This window comes from Pseudomonas sp. L5B5 (assembly GCF_020520285.1).
Classification (GTDB): Bacteria; Pseudomonadota; Gammaproteobacteria; order Pseudomonadales; family Pseudomonadaceae; genus Aquipseudomonas.
On the sequence record NZ_CP084742.1, the window covers coordinates 4,573,713 to 4,588,437 of the forward strand.

Consider the following 14,725-nt stretch of genomic DNA (forward strand, 5'->3'; position numbering starts at 1 on the left):
GCCGGCAGTAATGCCATGCAACTTCCGGCACTTGCGTGACTTCCACGGAAGAGGATGCCTCATGAACGACATTGCCCATTCAACGCTGCAGGCACTGCGTGAACAGAATGTCCCGGTGCTGTTCCATTACGACGACCTGTTATGCAACGCCTGCAAGCAAAGCCCTCCGCTGTTCGGTGAAACCGCCTATGCCGATATCTACCACGACGCTGCGCGCGATCCCCAGTGGCTGGCGATTTCGCTGATTACCAATGCCGAGCGGGAAGGGGATGGCGCCACCCGGCTGTGGAACCTGGCGGCCAGTACGCCGGATGCAAGCATGGCGGGCCAGATACGCCAGCACGCCATCGATGAATCCCATCACTCCCGGGCCTATGTGCAGATGCTGGACATCGCCTTTCCCGGGGCGGTCGATCGCAAACTCCACGAGGAGTTGCTGACCTTGTCGCCCGGTTATTCCCGGCAACAGGCGCCGTTGGCCACACCCGGTTCGGCCTTTGCCCACGCCATCACCCTGGACGACCTGATCCAGATGAACATCGCCGAAATTCGCACCCGCGTGCATCACCTGATGCAGCGACCGATCCTCTTGCAGTTCTGTCCGGCGGACAGCAGGCCTCGGCTGGCGCGGATTCTCGACCGCCTCTTGCACGACGAAACCCGGCATGTGGCCTATACCGCGAGGCTTATCGAAGGGTTCTGCACCCAGGGCGATGCCGCGCTGGCCAAGGCGCTGCTGGTCGAGCGCATGGATGACTTCGATGCGATCACCCGCCAGGAACTTGAGCTGCGGGTGTTCGAGTGAGCGACTGATGCCGGGGTGAACAACATGAGCCCTCAAACGACGATCTCCCTGGCCGGTGTCAGGGGCTGGTGCCTGCGCAACGGCCTGGACCGGCGTACCTTGCGGGCGCTCCATCGTGAAGCCCATCTCATCTGCATGGCCCGCCTGCTCCACTATGTGTTTCTCGAACACCTGTGCGATGAGCAGATAACCTGCGAGGCCTGCCAGGGGGATCTGCGCCTGTCCCTGGGCGTGGGGCCGAGGCTGGAGCTGCACTTGTCGGGCAATGCGCCGCAGGTGTATTTCGAACTGCTCGCCAACCCCTGGCTGCTTGATGCAGGGCAGCGTCGGGAGCTGGCGTGGTCGGGGGCCTTCCTGCGGGCCCTGGGCCAGGTGCTTGCAGGCACACCCTATGGCCAGTACCTGCCGGCGCTGGTGCTCGATTACCGCAACAGCTTCTGCAACCTCATCCTCAACCTGGCGCTGGGCCGGCGTACTCCGCAGCCCGGTTGCGCCCTCGAGCCCGTGTGCCGGGGGCATGGCTACTATCCCTTTCCGGCGCTGCGGATCGGCCCGAGCATTCAGGATGTGGTGGAGATCTCCAACCTGTCGCCCGAGCCGGTCCCGCTGTTCCTGGTGAATGCCGCAGGTTTTCGGTTCCACACCAGCGAACATGTCGATCCGCAATCCTGTGCCGCGCTCTGGGGGGGGGGAGGCCATGGCCAGCCAGGAGGGCTTGCTGCCCGTCCATCCCTGGCAGTTGCGGCTGTCGCCTGTGATCCGCGAGCTGTTGCGCCGGGACCTGATCTCGCTCGCACCGGTGCGGTTGCCCGTGGTGCCCCTGGCCTCCCAGCGCACCTGCCGAGTGCTGGCGACGGGGTATGACATCAAGTTGTCGCTGGATGCGACCCTGACGGGGGAGCGTCGGTTGCTGTACCGGCTCAACAGCCACAATGCGCCGTTCGTCTCGAGCGTTGTCCGCGAAATCCACCGGCGCAGCGAGATCACCGGCATCGGTTTCCAGTATGACGTCGCCTCGCTGTGCTGGGACGACGTCCTGGTCAGCGAGCACCTGAGCGCCATTGTCAGGGCGCCTTGCCCGGTGGCCGCCGGCGAGGAGGTGGTGCCGGCGCTGAACCTGTGGGCGCCTGCCGGACAGGCCGCCACCTTGCTGAAGCTGGACTGCCACCAGGACCGGCTCGATACCTTCCAGCGCTATGCCAGGGCCGTGATGTCCGGCCCGGTGCTGCTCTGCGCGCAATGGGGCATCTGCCTCGAACCCCACATGCAGAACAGCTGCATTGTCCTGCGCGGCGGACAGCCGGTCCGGCTGCTGCTGCGCGACCTGGACAGCACCATCATGGACCCGGCCCGGGTTCGGCCCATTTGCGAGGAGCAGCGCATACCCCTCGCCCCAGACACCTGGGTCCATATGCCGGATCCGTCGATCGGCCAGGGGCGATTGATCCACGCCATGCTGCATGGGCACCTGTATCCGGTCATGCATTGGCTGATCAAGTATCGGGGCATGAGCCTGGCGGAACTGGAGCGCTGCCTGGATGAAACCTGGCAAGGATTGGCCGAGTCGCTGGGCAATGCGCCTGGCCAGCACCACTTGCAGCGCCTGCGCGCGCGCGTGGGCTCGACCAAGCACTCGCTGAGCATGCGCCTCAAGCAGTCCTCGACCATGTCGTTCTGAACGACTGTCCCGGGTTTCAACCCAAATCTGCCAATACCACTATCGGCAGGTTTTATCTGTTTGCCACACGACCTACGCATTCGCTCCCTAGGATGGCCTGCATCTGTCAGATGAGGTCCGCCCATGAACAACTCCCCTGCAACTGCCCTGAGCAACCCCGGCGCGCCGATGAAGGTGCGTGGCATCCAGAAGCGCTTCGGGGCCTTCACCGCCCTGGACAACGTGTCCCTGGACGTGGCCGCCGGCGAGCTGGTGTGCCTGCTGGGGCCGTCGGGTTGCGGCAAGACCACCTTGTTGCGCTGCATCGCGGGCCTGGAGCGCCAGGATGCGGGCGAGTTGTACCTGGGGGATCGGGACGTGTCGCTGCTGGCGCCGCAGGCCCGGGACTACGGGATCCTGTTCCAGTCCTATGCGCTGTTTCCCAACCTGACGGTGGAAGCCAACATCGCCTACGGCCTGTCCGGCAGCGGTCGCGACGAAGCGCGCAAGCGTGTGGCGCAGATGCTGGAACTGGTGGGGCTGACCGGCAGCGAGAAGAAGTACCCCGGCCAGCTGTCCGGTGGCCAGCAGCAGCGCGTGGCCCTGGCCCGTGCCCTGGCACCGTCGCCCTCGTTGCTGCTGCTGGATGAGCCGATGTCGGCCCTGGACGCCCGAGTGCGTGAGCACCTGTGCACCGAACTGCGCCAGCTGCAACGGCGCCTGGGTATCACCACCCTGATGGTCACCCACAACCAGGACGAGGCCATGCTGATGGCCGACCGCATTGCCGTGATGAACAACGGCAAGGTCGAGCAGTACGCCACGCCGCAGGAAATCTACGACCGCCCGGCCACGCCCTTCGTCGCCGAATTCGTCGGCCAGGGCAACTGGCTGCCGTTCAGTCGCAGCAGCGACAGCCATGCACAGGTCGGCGGGATGAACGTGCGCCTGGCCGACGGTTCGGCCAAGGCAACTTCGGGCCGGTTGTTCTGCCGCCCGGAAGCCATCAGCGTGAATCCGCCGGTGCATGAGGAAAACCTGTTCCCGGCCAAGGTCCGCGAGATCACCTTCCTCGGCAACCGCTGCCGCATGAGCTTCGAACTCAATCAACTGCCAGGGCATGCACTGCTGGCTGAACTGGCACCGGAAGCCATGCCGCGCCTGGGGGCCCAGGACATCTGGGTCGCCTTGCCGCCGCGCAGTCTCCAGGTGTTTGCCTAAGATGAGCGTGCCAATGTCCCTGCCGCTACCCGCCAAGCGGGCGCGCCAGGCTTCCCGGGCCGAAATCGGCGATCGAGTGTTCGTCATCGGCGGCAAGCTTTTGCTGCTGGTGTTGTTGGGCCTGGCGGTGCTGTTGCCGCTGCTGGCGATCTTCTGGCGCGGCTTCAGTGCCGAGGCCGGGCAGGGCGGTGGCTGGCTGGCGGCCCGTGAGCTGGTGGGCAGTGCCAACTTCCACTGGTTGCTGGGCAACAGCCTGAAAGTCTCCCTTAGCGTGGCCGCCATCGTCGTGCCCCTGGCCTACCTGTTCGCCTACGCCCTGCAACGCACGCTGATCCCCGGCAAGGGCATCTGGCGCGGCCTGTCGCTGTTGCCGCTGATGGCGCCATCCATGCTCCCGGGCATTGCCCTGGTCTACCTGTTCGGCAACCAGGGCCTGCTTCGCGGTCTGTTCGCCGACAACATCTACGGCTTCTGGGGCATCGTCCTGGGCGAGGTGATCTACACCTTTCCCCATGCCCTGATGATCCTGCTGTCGGCGCTGTCCCTGGCCGATGCGCGGCTGTTCGATGCTGCCTCGAGCATGGGCGCCAGCCCGGCCAGGGCGTTTCGCAGTATCACCTGGCCGGCTACCCGGCAGGCGGTGTTCGCCGCGTTCTGCCTGGTGTTCACCCTGACCATCACCGATTTCGGGGTACCGGTGGTGGTGGGCGGCGACTATCAAGTCCTGGCCCTGGAAGCCTACAAGGCGGTGGTCGGGCAGCAGCAGTTCGGCCGAGGTGCGCTGATCGGCATGGTGCTGCTGGTGCCGGCCCTGTTGAGCTTCGGTGTCGATGCCTGGCTGCGCCGACGTCATGGCGACTCCATGAGTGGCCGGGCCCAGGTGTTCAAGCCGGCGCCTTCGCGGCTGCGCGACGGCTGCTACCTGGCCATCGTGCTGCTGGTCTGCGCGGCGTTGCTGCTGGTGTTCGGCATGGCCGTGTATTCATCGCTGGTGAAGTTCTGGCCCTACAACCTGTCGCTGTCGCTGAACCACTACCAGTTCGACGAAACCGCCGGCGGTGGCTGGCTGGCCTATCGCAACAGCCTGACCATGGCCCTGTGCACCGCGTTGATCGGCAGCGTGCTGATCTTCACTGGCGCCTACCTGATGGAGAAGACCCGCGGCCAGCGTGGCCTGAACCTGGCCCTGCGCATGCTCAGCTTCGTGCCCATGGCGGTGCCCGGGCTGGTGCTGGGCCTGGGTTACGTCTTCTTCTTCAACCTCAACGGCAACCCGCTGCATGTGTTCTACGGCAGCATGGCCCTGCTGGTGGTGTGCACCATCGCCCACTACCTGACCACCGCACAGATGACCGCCACCACCGCCCTGCGCCAGCTGGACGCGGAGTTCGAGGCGGCGGCACTGTCCCTCAAGGCGCCGCTGTACCGGCACTACCTGCGGGTCACAGTGCCGATCTGCCTGCCGGCGCTGCTGGACATCGTGCGCTACCTGTTCGTCTCGGCCATGACCACCGTCTCGGCGGCGATCTTCCTCTACAGCCCCGACACCATCCTGGCTGCCGTTGCTGTGCTGAACATGGACGACGCCGGCAACGTCGGCGGCGCCGCGGCGATGTCGACCCTGATCCTGTTCACCTCGGTCGGCGTCTCGCTGCTGCTGGCCTGGGCTTCGCGCGGCTTGCTGCGTCGCTCCCAGGCCTGGCGCCAGACTGCTCCGGGCCACTGATGCTCGTTCACCCAACCCTCCACTGATCTGCACTCACCAAGGAACCGCACCATGTTCAAGCCCCTGGCTCTTGCCGCTGCTGTCCTCTCTGCTGTCAGCCTGAACGCCTTTGCTGCGAAAACCGAGCTGACGGTCTACACCGCCCTCGAAGCCGAGCAACTGAAGTCCTACAAGCAGGCCTTCGAGCAAGCCAACCCGGATATCGAGATCAAGTGGGTGCGTGATTCCACCGGGATCATCACCGCCAAGCTGCTGGCGGAAAAGGACCGTCCACAGGCCGATGCGGTGTGGGGCCTGGCGGCGTCCAGCCTGGCGATCCTCGACCAGCAGGGCATGCTGCAGAGCTATGCGCCCAAGGACCTGGACAAGATCGGCGGCAACTACCGCGACGCCGCCAATCCACCGGCCTGGGTCGGCATGGACGTGTGGGCCGCCACCATCTGCTTCAACACCGTGGAAGCCGAAAAACAGGGGCTGAGCAAGCCCGTGAGCTGGCAGGACCTGACCAAGCCCGAGTACAAGGGCAAGATCGTCATGCCCAACCCGGCGTCGTCGGGCACCGGCTTCCTCGATGTCAGCGCCTGGTTGCAGACCTTCGGCGAGAAGCAGGGCTGGCAGTACATGGACGACCTGCACCAGAACATCGGCCAGTACGTCCACTCCGGTTCCAAGCCGTGCAAGCTGGCCGCTGCCGGTGAGTTCCCCATCGGCATTTCCTTCGAATACCCGGCCGTGCAGCTCAAGCGCAAGGGCGCTCCGCTGGACATCGTCCTGCCCAAGGAAGGCCTGGGCTGGGAAATCGAGGCCACTGCGGTGATCAAGGGCAGTGCCCATGAGAACGCCGCCAAGAAGCTCGCCGACTTCTCCGCCAGCCCGGCAGCCATGGAGCTGTACAAGGAAAACTTCGCCGTGCTGGCTCAGCCGGGCATCGCCAAGCCGCAGACCGAACTGCCGGCGGACTACGAGCAGCGTCTGATCAAGAACGACTTCGCCTGGGCCTCCAAGAACCGCGACCAGATCCTCGCCGAGTGGCGCAAGCGCTACGACGGCAAGTCGGAGAAGGTCGCCGCGCAGTAACGACCAGAACTGTTGTGGCGAGGGAGCTTGCTCCCGCTGGGCCGCGAAGCGGCCCTGAACCCCGACAGTGCGGTGCATCTGCCTGGGAGTGCTGCGCACTCCAGCGGGAGCGAGCTCCCTCGCCACAAACAACGAGACATGAACATGACCCACCACAGTGATCTGCTGATCGTCGGCGCCGGCATCCTGGGCCTGTCCCATGCTTATGCCGCTGCCAAGCGCGGTTTGCGGGTGCAGGTATTCGAGCGCAGCGCGACGCCCCTGGGGGCTTCGGTGCGCAATTTTGGCCAGGCCCTGGTGACCGGCCAGCCACCGGGGCCCCTGCTCGAACTGGCCAAGGCCAGCCGGGAAATCTGGGCCGACTGGCAGCAACTGGCCGGCTTGCAGCTCAAGCGCAACGGGTCGTACCTGTTCGCCCGCAGCGAGGCCGAGGAGCAATTGCTCGAAGCCTTCTGTGCCGGGCGTGCGCGGGAGCATGGCTACCGTGTCGAACTGCTTCAGGGCGCGGCGCTCAATGACCTGTACGGCGGCCGGTTCCGTCATCATCGCGCGGCCTTGCATGGCCTGGACGACCAGCAGCTGTATTCGCGCGAGGCTGTCCCGATGCTGATCGACTACCTGCGTCGGGACCTGGGCGTGCAATTTCACTTCTCGACCCTGGTGCGCGATATCGAGCCGGGCCTGCTGCGCAGCACGGCCGGGACCTTCCAGGCGCCGCGCATCCTGCTGTGCTCGGGGCACGATTACCAGACCCTGCTGGCCGAACAGATTGCCGCCCTGCAGCCGCAGGTCTGCCGCTTGCAGATGCTCCGTGCCCGGCCCGAGATCAATCTCAACCTGCAACATGCCTTGCTCACCGGTTTGAGCTGCGTGCATTACGGTGCCTTTGCCGATCTGCCGGAAGCCGGCGCGGTACAGGCACAGATCCTGCGCGAGGCGCCGCACCTGCATGAACATGGGATTCACCTGCTGATCAGCCCGACGCCTCATGGTGAACTGATCATCGGTGATTCCCATGATTACGGCAGCGATCCGTCGCCCTTCAACAGTGAACAGGTGGACGACTGGCTGCTCGAGCTGGCGGAGCAGACCCTGGGCTGCAAGGTGCAGGTGCTGGAGCGTTGGCAGGGCGTCTATGGGGCGCGTGGGCCAGGACCGTTTTCGTTTCTGGAGGCGCTGCCCGGGGTCCATGCTGCATTGATGCACACCGGCGTGGGCATGAGCGTCGGCCCGGCGCTGGCCGAGCGCAACATCGCCAGGATGCTGGAGGAGGGATGATGGAGCATCAACAAGTGATCGCCGAGGTCTTCGGTTTGTATGAGCGCTTCGGGGACCATGACTATATCGGCGAGCCGATTTCGCAGATCGAGCATATGTCCCAGGCCGCGCAGCTGGCACTGGCCGAGGGGCATGACGATGAAGTGGTGCTGGCGGCGTTCTTCCACGATATCGGGCATATCTGTCAACAGGATGCCGAGAACATGGATGGTTTTGGCGTGGTCAGCCATGAGCGCCTGGGGGCTGACTATCTGCGGCGCGCCGGTTTCAGCGAGCGCCTGGCGCGGCTGGTGGAGTATCACGTCCAGGCCAAGCGCTACCTGACCCTCAAGGAGCCGGGTTACTACCAGCGGTTGAGCGAGGCCAGTCGCCGTACCCTGGAATACCAGGGTGGGGTGATGACCGCCGAGCAGGCGCTGGCCTTCGAGCAGGACCCGCTGTGCGCATTGAGCCTGCGCCTGCGCCACTGGGACGAGCAGGCCAAGCAGGAGTGGGTGCCAGTGATGGACCTGCAGATCCTCAAGGACAAGGCCGCAACCCTGCTCCAGCCCTTGTAGCCACTGCCGAGCTGGCGAGGCTGCGACAAGGCCGCCAGGCCTTCAGCGATCCTGCGGCCCCGTGGCCCTGCGGGCCATGCGCAGCCTGCGGCAGCGGCTACACGGAGGATTACAGGTTCTGGGCCAGGATCTCGATCTGCTCCTGGCGCTCGGCCTGCTCCAGGCGCTTGCCAGGATTGAGGGACGACCACTGCGGGTGGGCCCGGGCCTTGCCCAGGGCGTCGGGCAGCTTGCCCTCGCGCCAGCTCTTGACCTCGGGGGTCGCCAGCTGGATGCTCTCCAGCGCTGCATGCCCTCGCAGGTCCAGGGCCTGAACCAGCTGCTTCTGGCGCAGGGCCAGCAGGCGCAGCACGCTGTCGTCCACGGTCAGTTCGCGTTGGCCCTTGATCTTGCCCAGCAGGCGATTGCCGTAGCTTCGGGCGGTTTGCAGGGCGCCGCCGGCGATGGCCCCGGCCAGGGCCGCCGCGCCCAGGGTCAAGCCACCTACCAGCAGGTCCACCCCGGCGCCGGCCGCGGCCCCGGCCGCAATCCCGCCGCCGACCCGAACCCCCAGCTGCTTGAGGGTCTCGGGATTGAACAGATCATCGCCCCAGCGCCCGTCGAGCAAGGGCAGGTCGCTGGCCGAGGCATCCTGTGGGCGGAAGGCATACAGCTTGAGCAGGGCTTCGACACAGCGTTGCTCGCGTTGGCGTACGGCCTGGCGCAGGGTCGCGATGGCCTGGCGCTCCTGCTCGGGGTCGCTGGCCACGCTGCGGCGACAGGCTGCACAGTCCACCAGCAGCTCGGCGATCAACCGCGCCGCGCTTTGCTGGCGCGCCAGGCGCTGGGCCAACTGGTCGTCGATCAGGCGTTGCAGGGCCGGGCGGGCGTGCTCGAGCAACAGGCCAAGGCTCTCGTACAGGCGCCGTTCGCCGTCTTCCGGTGGCGCCACGCTGTCGAACCGCACCAGGGCATGCAAGCCCAGGCGTGCCAGGGCCTCGCGCCATTCGCCTTCGCGCTGGACGGTGCTGCTGACGAAGTTCAGCACCGGTAGCAGGGGCTTGCCGCTGCTGGCCAGCACTTCCAGTTCGTCGCGGTACTTGGCCAGCACCGGTTCGCGGGTGTCGACCACATATAGCCCGGCGTCTGAAACCAGCAGCTGGCGCAGCACCTTGGCTTCCTGTTCGAAGCGCTGGCGGGCCTCGCTGCCATCGAGAAAGCGCGCCAGGCGCGCCGGCCCGTCCAGACGCTCACCGGGACGCTCCAGGCGTTCCAGGTAGTCGAGTAGGGCGATGGCGTCCTCCAGGCCCGGGGTGTCGTAGAGCTCCAGCAGCGGCTGGCCATCCACCGACAGCCGTGCGCCCTCCACATGGCGCGTCGTGCTGGGGCGATGGGAGACTTCGCCGAACTCCACGTCCCGGGTCAGGGTGCGCAGCAGCGAGGTCTTGCCAACGTTGGTGTGGCCGACCACTGCCAGCTTCAGGGGAGTGTGGCGGGTATCAGTCATGGCCGGTCTCCAGCCAGTTGAAGGGGGCGCAATCGGCGAAGGTCAGCTCCAGCCGCTCCAGGGCGGCATGCCAGTCGCCCAGGCGATCGGCGTCCAGGGCCTGGCCGGGCGGGGCCTGCAGCAACCAGACGCGAGTGGCGCCAGCGTTGCGCGCCAGCTCGGCGATAAGCCCCAGGCTGCCGCGATCGGGCGAGCGCCGAGGATCGCAGGCGATCAGCAGGCGGGCCGGCGGAAAGCGGCTCATCTGTTCCAGCAGGCGATGGCGTGATTCACGGCTGTCGAGGATCCCGGCGTTCTTGACCGATTCCGGCAACTGCGGCGGCCAAGTTCGCTGGTCGTCCAGCTCGATGGCCACCAGCAATGCTCCGCTGCTGTCCAGCTGGGTGCTGCCGCCCGTGATCGGGTGCAGTTGCCCGGGATCGAGGTCATTGACTCCCAGGCGTTCGCTGCTGGGCATCAGGCGCTCGCGCAGCTGGGCATAGCCGGGCAGCTTGAGGTCCAGGTGCAGGCGGGCCTGGCCGTGCCGCCAGCGCCAGCGACAGAACAGCATCAGGATCAGGCGTGGCAGTATCCCGTAGATCACCAGCGATGCCACCAGCCAGACCGCCCAGGACTGGCGCACCAGCTCGGTGTTGTAGACGTCCCGGGTACTGGCGTGAATCATCTCCACGATCGGTACGCCGAAGCCCATGGCCCGAGGGCCGGCACTGAGGGCGTTGACCAGCGTTATGAAGGCATCGGCCCCCAGCAGGGTGCTTTCCCAGATGAAGCTGTAGCGATGGGTGATCAACTGCGCCAGCAGCATGCTCATGGCGCTGAGCAGGGCCAGCAGCCACAGGCCATGGACCAGGGTGCCCAGGGCCCAGCGATTGAGCTTGCGGCGTTGCAACAGGAGCAGCAGCGCCGGTGGCAACTGGGCGGCCTTGGCATCGCGCGAGCATTTTTCGCTGAGCCACAGCCAGAGGCGGCCCAGGCCGGTGTCGTGGCCGCCGAACATCAGCAATCCGACCAGCCAGCCCAGCAGCAGGACGAGGTTGATCCCCAGCAGGCTGCCCAGGGCCCAGAACACGTTCACCGGCTCCCGGGTGTCGCCCAGTGCGCTGAAGGCCAGGCCGGCGCCGCTGAGGATCGCCAGCACCGCCAGCGCCAGCAGGGCCAGGCGAGCACCTTGCAGCCAGTGGAGCAGGGCGCTGTCCAGGCCATCACGCCGGGCCAGCCACAGGGCCCTGGCCTGGATGCGGGTGGCCAGGTCGCCGCCTTGTTGGCGGGCGAGGCGGTTGGCCTCCTGGTCTTCCAGGGGGCCGGCGTGTTCCTCGCGCAGGCGCACGGTTTCGGTCAGCCATAGTCGTTGCAGGGGAGTCATTGCAGTCACGCGTCATTCCATCGCTCGAGAGTGCGCTGAGCATAACTGCTGCAGCGCTGGTCGGGTTAGGTGGCCGGGTCTGCCATCAAGCGGGAACAGACCCCTGGCCCTCTGTTATGCTCGCCGGCATGAAAAAATCTCTCCCCCTCAGCCTGATCGCGGCACTCGCTGAAAACCGCGTGATTGGCGTCGACAACAGCATGCCCTGGCACCTGCCGGGGGACTTCAAGTACTTCAAGGCCACGACCCTGGGCAAGCCGATCATCATGGGGCGCAAGACCTGGGATTCGCTCCGACGGCCGCTACCCGGCCGGTTGAACATCGTGGTCAGTCGTCAGACCGGCCTGATGCTCGAAGGTGCCGAGGTGTACCCCTCGCTGGAGGCCGCCGTGGTGCGCGCCGAGCAATGGGCGCTGGAGCAGGGCGTGGACGAACTGATGCTGATCGGTGGTGCACAGCTCTATGCCCAGGCCCTGGAGCAGGCGGATCGCCTGTACCTGACGCGAGTGGCCCTGAACCCGCAAGGCGATGCCTGGTTCCCGGCATTCGATGAGCAGCAGTGGAAGCGGGTGTCCAAAGTACTCAACCCGGCGGAAGGCGACAGGCCGGCCTACAGCTTCGAAGTCTGGGAAAAGACCCAGTAGCCGCTGCCGAGCCTGCGAGGCTGCGCCAAGGGCCGCAGGACCTTCAGCGATCCTGAGACCCTCGTGGCCCTGCGGGCCATGCGCAGCCTGCGGCAGCGGCTACACGGAGCAGTCAGGCGTGGGCCAGTTCTTCGTGTTCGTCGGCGTCCAGCAGGGCCTTGTCGGTCTGTCCCATGATCTGGCTGGTAAGGGCACCTGCGGTCATCGAGCCGCTGACGTTCAGCGCGGTGCGGCCCATGTCGATCAATGGTTCCACGGAAATCAGCAGGGCCACCAGGGACACCGGCAAGCCCATGGCCGGCAGCACGATCAGCGCGGCGAAGGTGGCGCCACCACCAACCCCGGCCACTCCGGCCGAACTCAGGGTCACGATGGCCACCAGGGTGGCAATCCACATTGGGTCCAGCGGGTTGATGCCCACGGTGGGTGCGACCATCACCGCCAGCATGGCCGGGTACAGGCCGGCGCAACCGTTCTGGCCGATGGTGGCGCCGAACGAGGCGGCGAAGCTCGCGATGGACTGCGGGATACCCAGGCGCCGGGTCTGGGCCTCGATGCTCAGGGGAATGCTCGCCGCGCTGGAGCGGCTAGTGAAGGCGAAGGTCAGTACCGGCCAGACCTTGCGGAAGAAGCGCAGCGGGTTGATCCCGGCCAGGGATACCAGCAGGCCGTGGACCACGAACATCAGGCCCAGGCCGATGTAGGACACCACCACGAAGCTGCCCAGCTTGATGATGTCCTGCAGGTTGGAGCCGGCCACTACCTTGGTCATCAGGGCCAGCACCCCGTAAGGGGTGAGCTTCATCACCAGGCGCACCAGGCGCATCACCCAGGCTTGCAGGGTGTCGATGGCGTTGAGCACTTTCTGGCCCTTGTCGGCGTCATCCTTGAGCAGTTGCAGGGCTGCCACGCCCAGGAAGGCCGCGAAGATCACCACGCTGATGATCGAGGTCGGCTTGGCCCGGGCCAAGTCGGCGAAGGGGTTCTGCGGGATGAACGACAGCAGCAACTGCGGCACGTTGAGGTCGGCGACCTTGCCGGCGTAATCGCTCTGGATGACCTGCAGGCGCGCCATTTCCTGGGTGCCGGCCACCAGTCCTTCGGCGCTCAGGCCGAACAGGTTGGTCAGGCCGATGCCGATCAGGGCCGCGATGGCCGTGGTGAACAGCAGGGTGCCGATGGTCAGGAAGCTGATCTTGCCCAGGGACGAGGCGTTGTGCAGGCGGGCCACGGCGCTGAGGATCGAGGCGAACACCAGCGGGATCACGATCATCTGCAGCAGCTGCACATAGCCGTTGCCGACCAGGTCGAACCAGCCGATGGAGGTCTTGAGGATCGGGTTGCCGGCACCGTAGATGCTGTGCAGGGCGATACCGAACACCACGCCCAGTACCAGCGCCAGCAGCACCTTCTTGGCCAGGCTCCAGGTGGTATGGCGGGTTTGTGCCAGGCCCAGCAGCAAGGCCAGGAACACCAGCAGGTTGAGGATCAGCGGCAGATTCATTGGGGCTCCGGTAAGACGTGTGCCAATCGCGGCTCGGGCGATTGCGAACCGGCAAGCCTAACAGTTTGAAATCTATTGAATTAATAACGATATCGCATGGCGACTGTCGTTTTTGGAATAAGCCGGTGGCGTTATGGCGCATGGAGTTGACGCTTACAGGACGCAGGCCGTCGTGTGCAGACGAGAACTGTCACAGGGATTTGTTAGCGTCGATAACTTTCACCCAGGGAGAAAATCGCCGATGAAATTCGCACCCAAACTGCTTGCCGCCGCACTTTGCCTGGGCCTTGCCGGCCAGGTATTCGCCACCGAGTTGAAGCACTGGCCCGCGGAGCAGGCCAAGCAGCTGGACGCGATGATCGCGGCCAATGCCAACAAGGGTAACTACGCGGTGTTCGACATGGACAACACCAGTTACCGCTACGACCTGGAAGAATCCCTGCTGCCTTTCATGGAAAACAAGGGCCTGATCACCCGCGACACGCTCGATCCGTCGCTCAAGCTGATCCCGTTCAAGGACACCGCCGAACACAAGGAAAGCCTGTTCAGCTACTACTATCGGCTCTGCGAGATCGACGACATGGTCTGTTACCCCTGGGTTGCCCAGGTGTTCTCGGGCTTCACCCTCAAGGAACTCAAGGGTCATGTGGATGAGCTGATGGCCTCCGGCAAGCCGGTGCCGAGCACCTATTTCGACGGTGACGTGGTCAAGACCATCGAGGTCAACCCGCCCAAGGTCTTCACCGGCCAGGCCGAGCTGTACAACAAGCTGATGGAGAACGGCATCGAGGTCTACGTGATGACCGCCGCTTCCGAAGAGCTGGTGCGCATGGTCGCCGCCGATCCCAAGTACGGCTACAACGTCAAGCCGCAGAACGTCATTGGCGTGACCACCCTGCTCAAGGACCGCAAGACCGGTGCGCTGACGACGGCACGCAAGCAGATAACCGAAGGCAAGTACGACGAGAAGGCCAACCTGGGCCTGGAGCTGACGCCCTACCTGTGGACCCCGGCCACCTGGATGGCGGGCAAGCACGCGGCGATCCTGACCTACATCGATGAATGGAAGAAACCGGTGCTGGTGGGCGGCGATACCCCCACCAGCGATGGCTACATGCTGTTCCACGATGTGGACGTGGCCAAGGGCGGCATCCACCTGTGGATCAACCGCAAGGACAAGTACATGACCCAACTCAACGGCATGATCGCCAAGCATGCCGCAGCCCAGGCCAAGCAAGGGCTGGCGGTGACCGCCGACAAGAACTGGGTGATCGTCAAGCCGGAAGATATCCAGTAGTTCGCTGTCAGCCGGTGGGGAAGGTGCTCTCGACCGCTTTCCCCAGCGGATCATCCGTCATGCCGGCCAGGGCCTTGGGGCCCTGTCCCGGTGAGTGTTTCAACTTGTGA

13 protein-coding genes are annotated in these 14,725 nt (G+C 65.4%); 10 read left to right on the forward strand and 3 right to left on the reverse strand.

What is annotated here, in order from left to right; translation table 11 throughout:
- Nucleotides 1-61 precede the first annotated feature (61 nt).
- From LGQ10_RS20865 to LGQ10_RS20900, 8 genes are all read left to right on the forward strand, one after another.
- Nucleotides 62-805 carry a hypothetical protein gene (locus tag LGQ10_RS20865; RefSeq protein ID WP_226523067.1) on the forward strand — a complete coding sequence of 248 codons (744 nt, stop codon included), beginning with the start codon at nucleotides 62-64 and terminating at the stop codon, nucleotides 803-805.
- Between the two features lie 24 nt (nucleotides 806-829).
- Complete coding sequence (locus LGQ10_RS20870) at nucleotides 830-1,669, forward strand: hypothetical protein (protein WP_226523068.1); 840 nt, start codon at nucleotides 830-832, stop codon at nucleotides 1,667-1,669.
- On the forward strand, nucleotides 1,560-2,483 hold the full coding sequence (locus tag LGQ10_RS20875; protein ID WP_264194099.1) for an IucA/IucC family C-terminal-domain containing protein: 924 nt from the start codon (nucleotides 1,560-1,562) through the stop codon (nucleotides 2,481-2,483). Before LGQ10_RS20870 ends, LGQ10_RS20875 begins: the two co-directional genes overlap by 110 nt.
- A gap of 123 nt (nucleotides 2,484-2,606) precedes the next feature.
- On the forward strand, nucleotides 2,607-3,683 hold the full coding sequence (locus LGQ10_RS20880; protein ID WP_226523069.1) for a putative 2-aminoethylphosphonate ABC transporter ATP-binding protein: 1,077 nt from the start codon (nucleotides 2,607-2,609) through the stop codon (nucleotides 3,681-3,683).
- Between the two features lies 1 nt (nucleotide 3,684).
- Nucleotides 3,685-5,409: a putative 2-aminoethylphosphonate ABC transporter permease subunit gene (locus tag LGQ10_RS20885; RefSeq protein WP_226523070.1), complete on the forward strand. Its 1,725-nt coding sequence runs from the start codon at nucleotides 3,685-3,687 to the stop codon at nucleotides 5,407-5,409.
- A gap of 51 nt (nucleotides 5,410-5,460) precedes the next feature.
- Nucleotides 5,461-6,486 (forward strand): putative 2-aminoethylphosphonate ABC transporter substrate-binding protein, encoded by a 1,026-nt coding sequence (locus LGQ10_RS20890; RefSeq protein WP_226523071.1) that lies wholly within the window; start codon nucleotides 5,461-5,463, stop codon nucleotides 6,484-6,486.
- 144 nt (nucleotides 6,487-6,630) lie between these two features.
- Entirely contained in the window at nucleotides 6,631-7,764 is a 1,134-nt protein-coding gene (locus LGQ10_RS20895; protein WP_226523072.1) for a TIGR03364 family FAD-dependent oxidoreductase, read from the forward strand.
- Nucleotides 7,761-8,321, forward strand: coding sequence for a phosphonate degradation HD-domain oxygenase (locus tag LGQ10_RS20900; RefSeq protein ID WP_226523073.1), 561 nt, complete (start codon nucleotides 7,761-7,763; stop codon nucleotides 8,319-8,321). Before LGQ10_RS20895 ends, LGQ10_RS20900 begins: the two co-directional genes overlap by 4 nt.
- A gap of 109 nt (nucleotides 8,322-8,430) precedes the next feature.
- On the opposite strand, the gene LGQ10_RS20905 is transcribed toward LGQ10_RS20900, so the two are convergent.
- Both LGQ10_RS20905 and LGQ10_RS20910 read right to left on the reverse strand, forming a co-directional pair.
- A complete protein-coding gene (locus tag LGQ10_RS20905) occupies nucleotides 8,431-9,807 on the reverse strand; it encodes a GTPase/DUF3482 domain-containing protein (RefSeq protein WP_226523074.1) in 1,377 nt (458 codons plus the stop codon).
- Nucleotides 9,800-11,179, reverse strand: coding sequence for a DUF2868 domain-containing protein (locus LGQ10_RS20910; RefSeq protein ID WP_058438004.1), 1,380 nt, complete (start codon nucleotides 11,177-11,179; stop codon nucleotides 9,800-9,802). The genes LGQ10_RS20905 and LGQ10_RS20910 overlap by 8 nt, the downstream gene beginning before the upstream one ends.
- Nucleotides 11,180-11,298: 119 nt before the next feature.
- Here LGQ10_RS20910 and LGQ10_RS20915 point away from each other — a divergent pair, with 119 nt between their 5' ends.
- Nucleotides 11,299-11,814 carry a dihydrofolate reductase gene (locus tag LGQ10_RS20915; protein WP_226523075.1) on the forward strand — a complete coding sequence of 172 codons (516 nt, stop codon included), beginning with the start codon at nucleotides 11,299-11,301 and terminating at the stop codon, nucleotides 11,812-11,814.
- Between the two features lie 112 nt (nucleotides 11,815-11,926).
- Here the strand turns inward: LGQ10_RS20915 and LGQ10_RS20920 are convergent, their stop codons facing one another.
- Entirely contained in the window at nucleotides 11,927-13,318 is a 1,392-nt protein-coding gene (locus tag LGQ10_RS20920) for an L-cystine transporter (RefSeq protein ID WP_058438006.1), read from the reverse strand.
- A 241-nt stretch (nucleotides 13,319-13,559) separates the two neighbouring features.
- Here LGQ10_RS20920 and LGQ10_RS20925 point away from each other — a divergent pair, with 241 nt between their 5' ends.
- Nucleotides 13,560-14,615 carry a haloacid dehalogenase-like hydrolase gene (locus tag LGQ10_RS20925; RefSeq protein WP_226523076.1) on the forward strand — a complete coding sequence of 352 codons (1,056 nt, stop codon included), beginning with the start codon at nucleotides 13,560-13,562 and terminating at the stop codon, nucleotides 14,613-14,615.
- Nucleotides 14,616-14,725 lie beyond the last annotated feature (110 nt).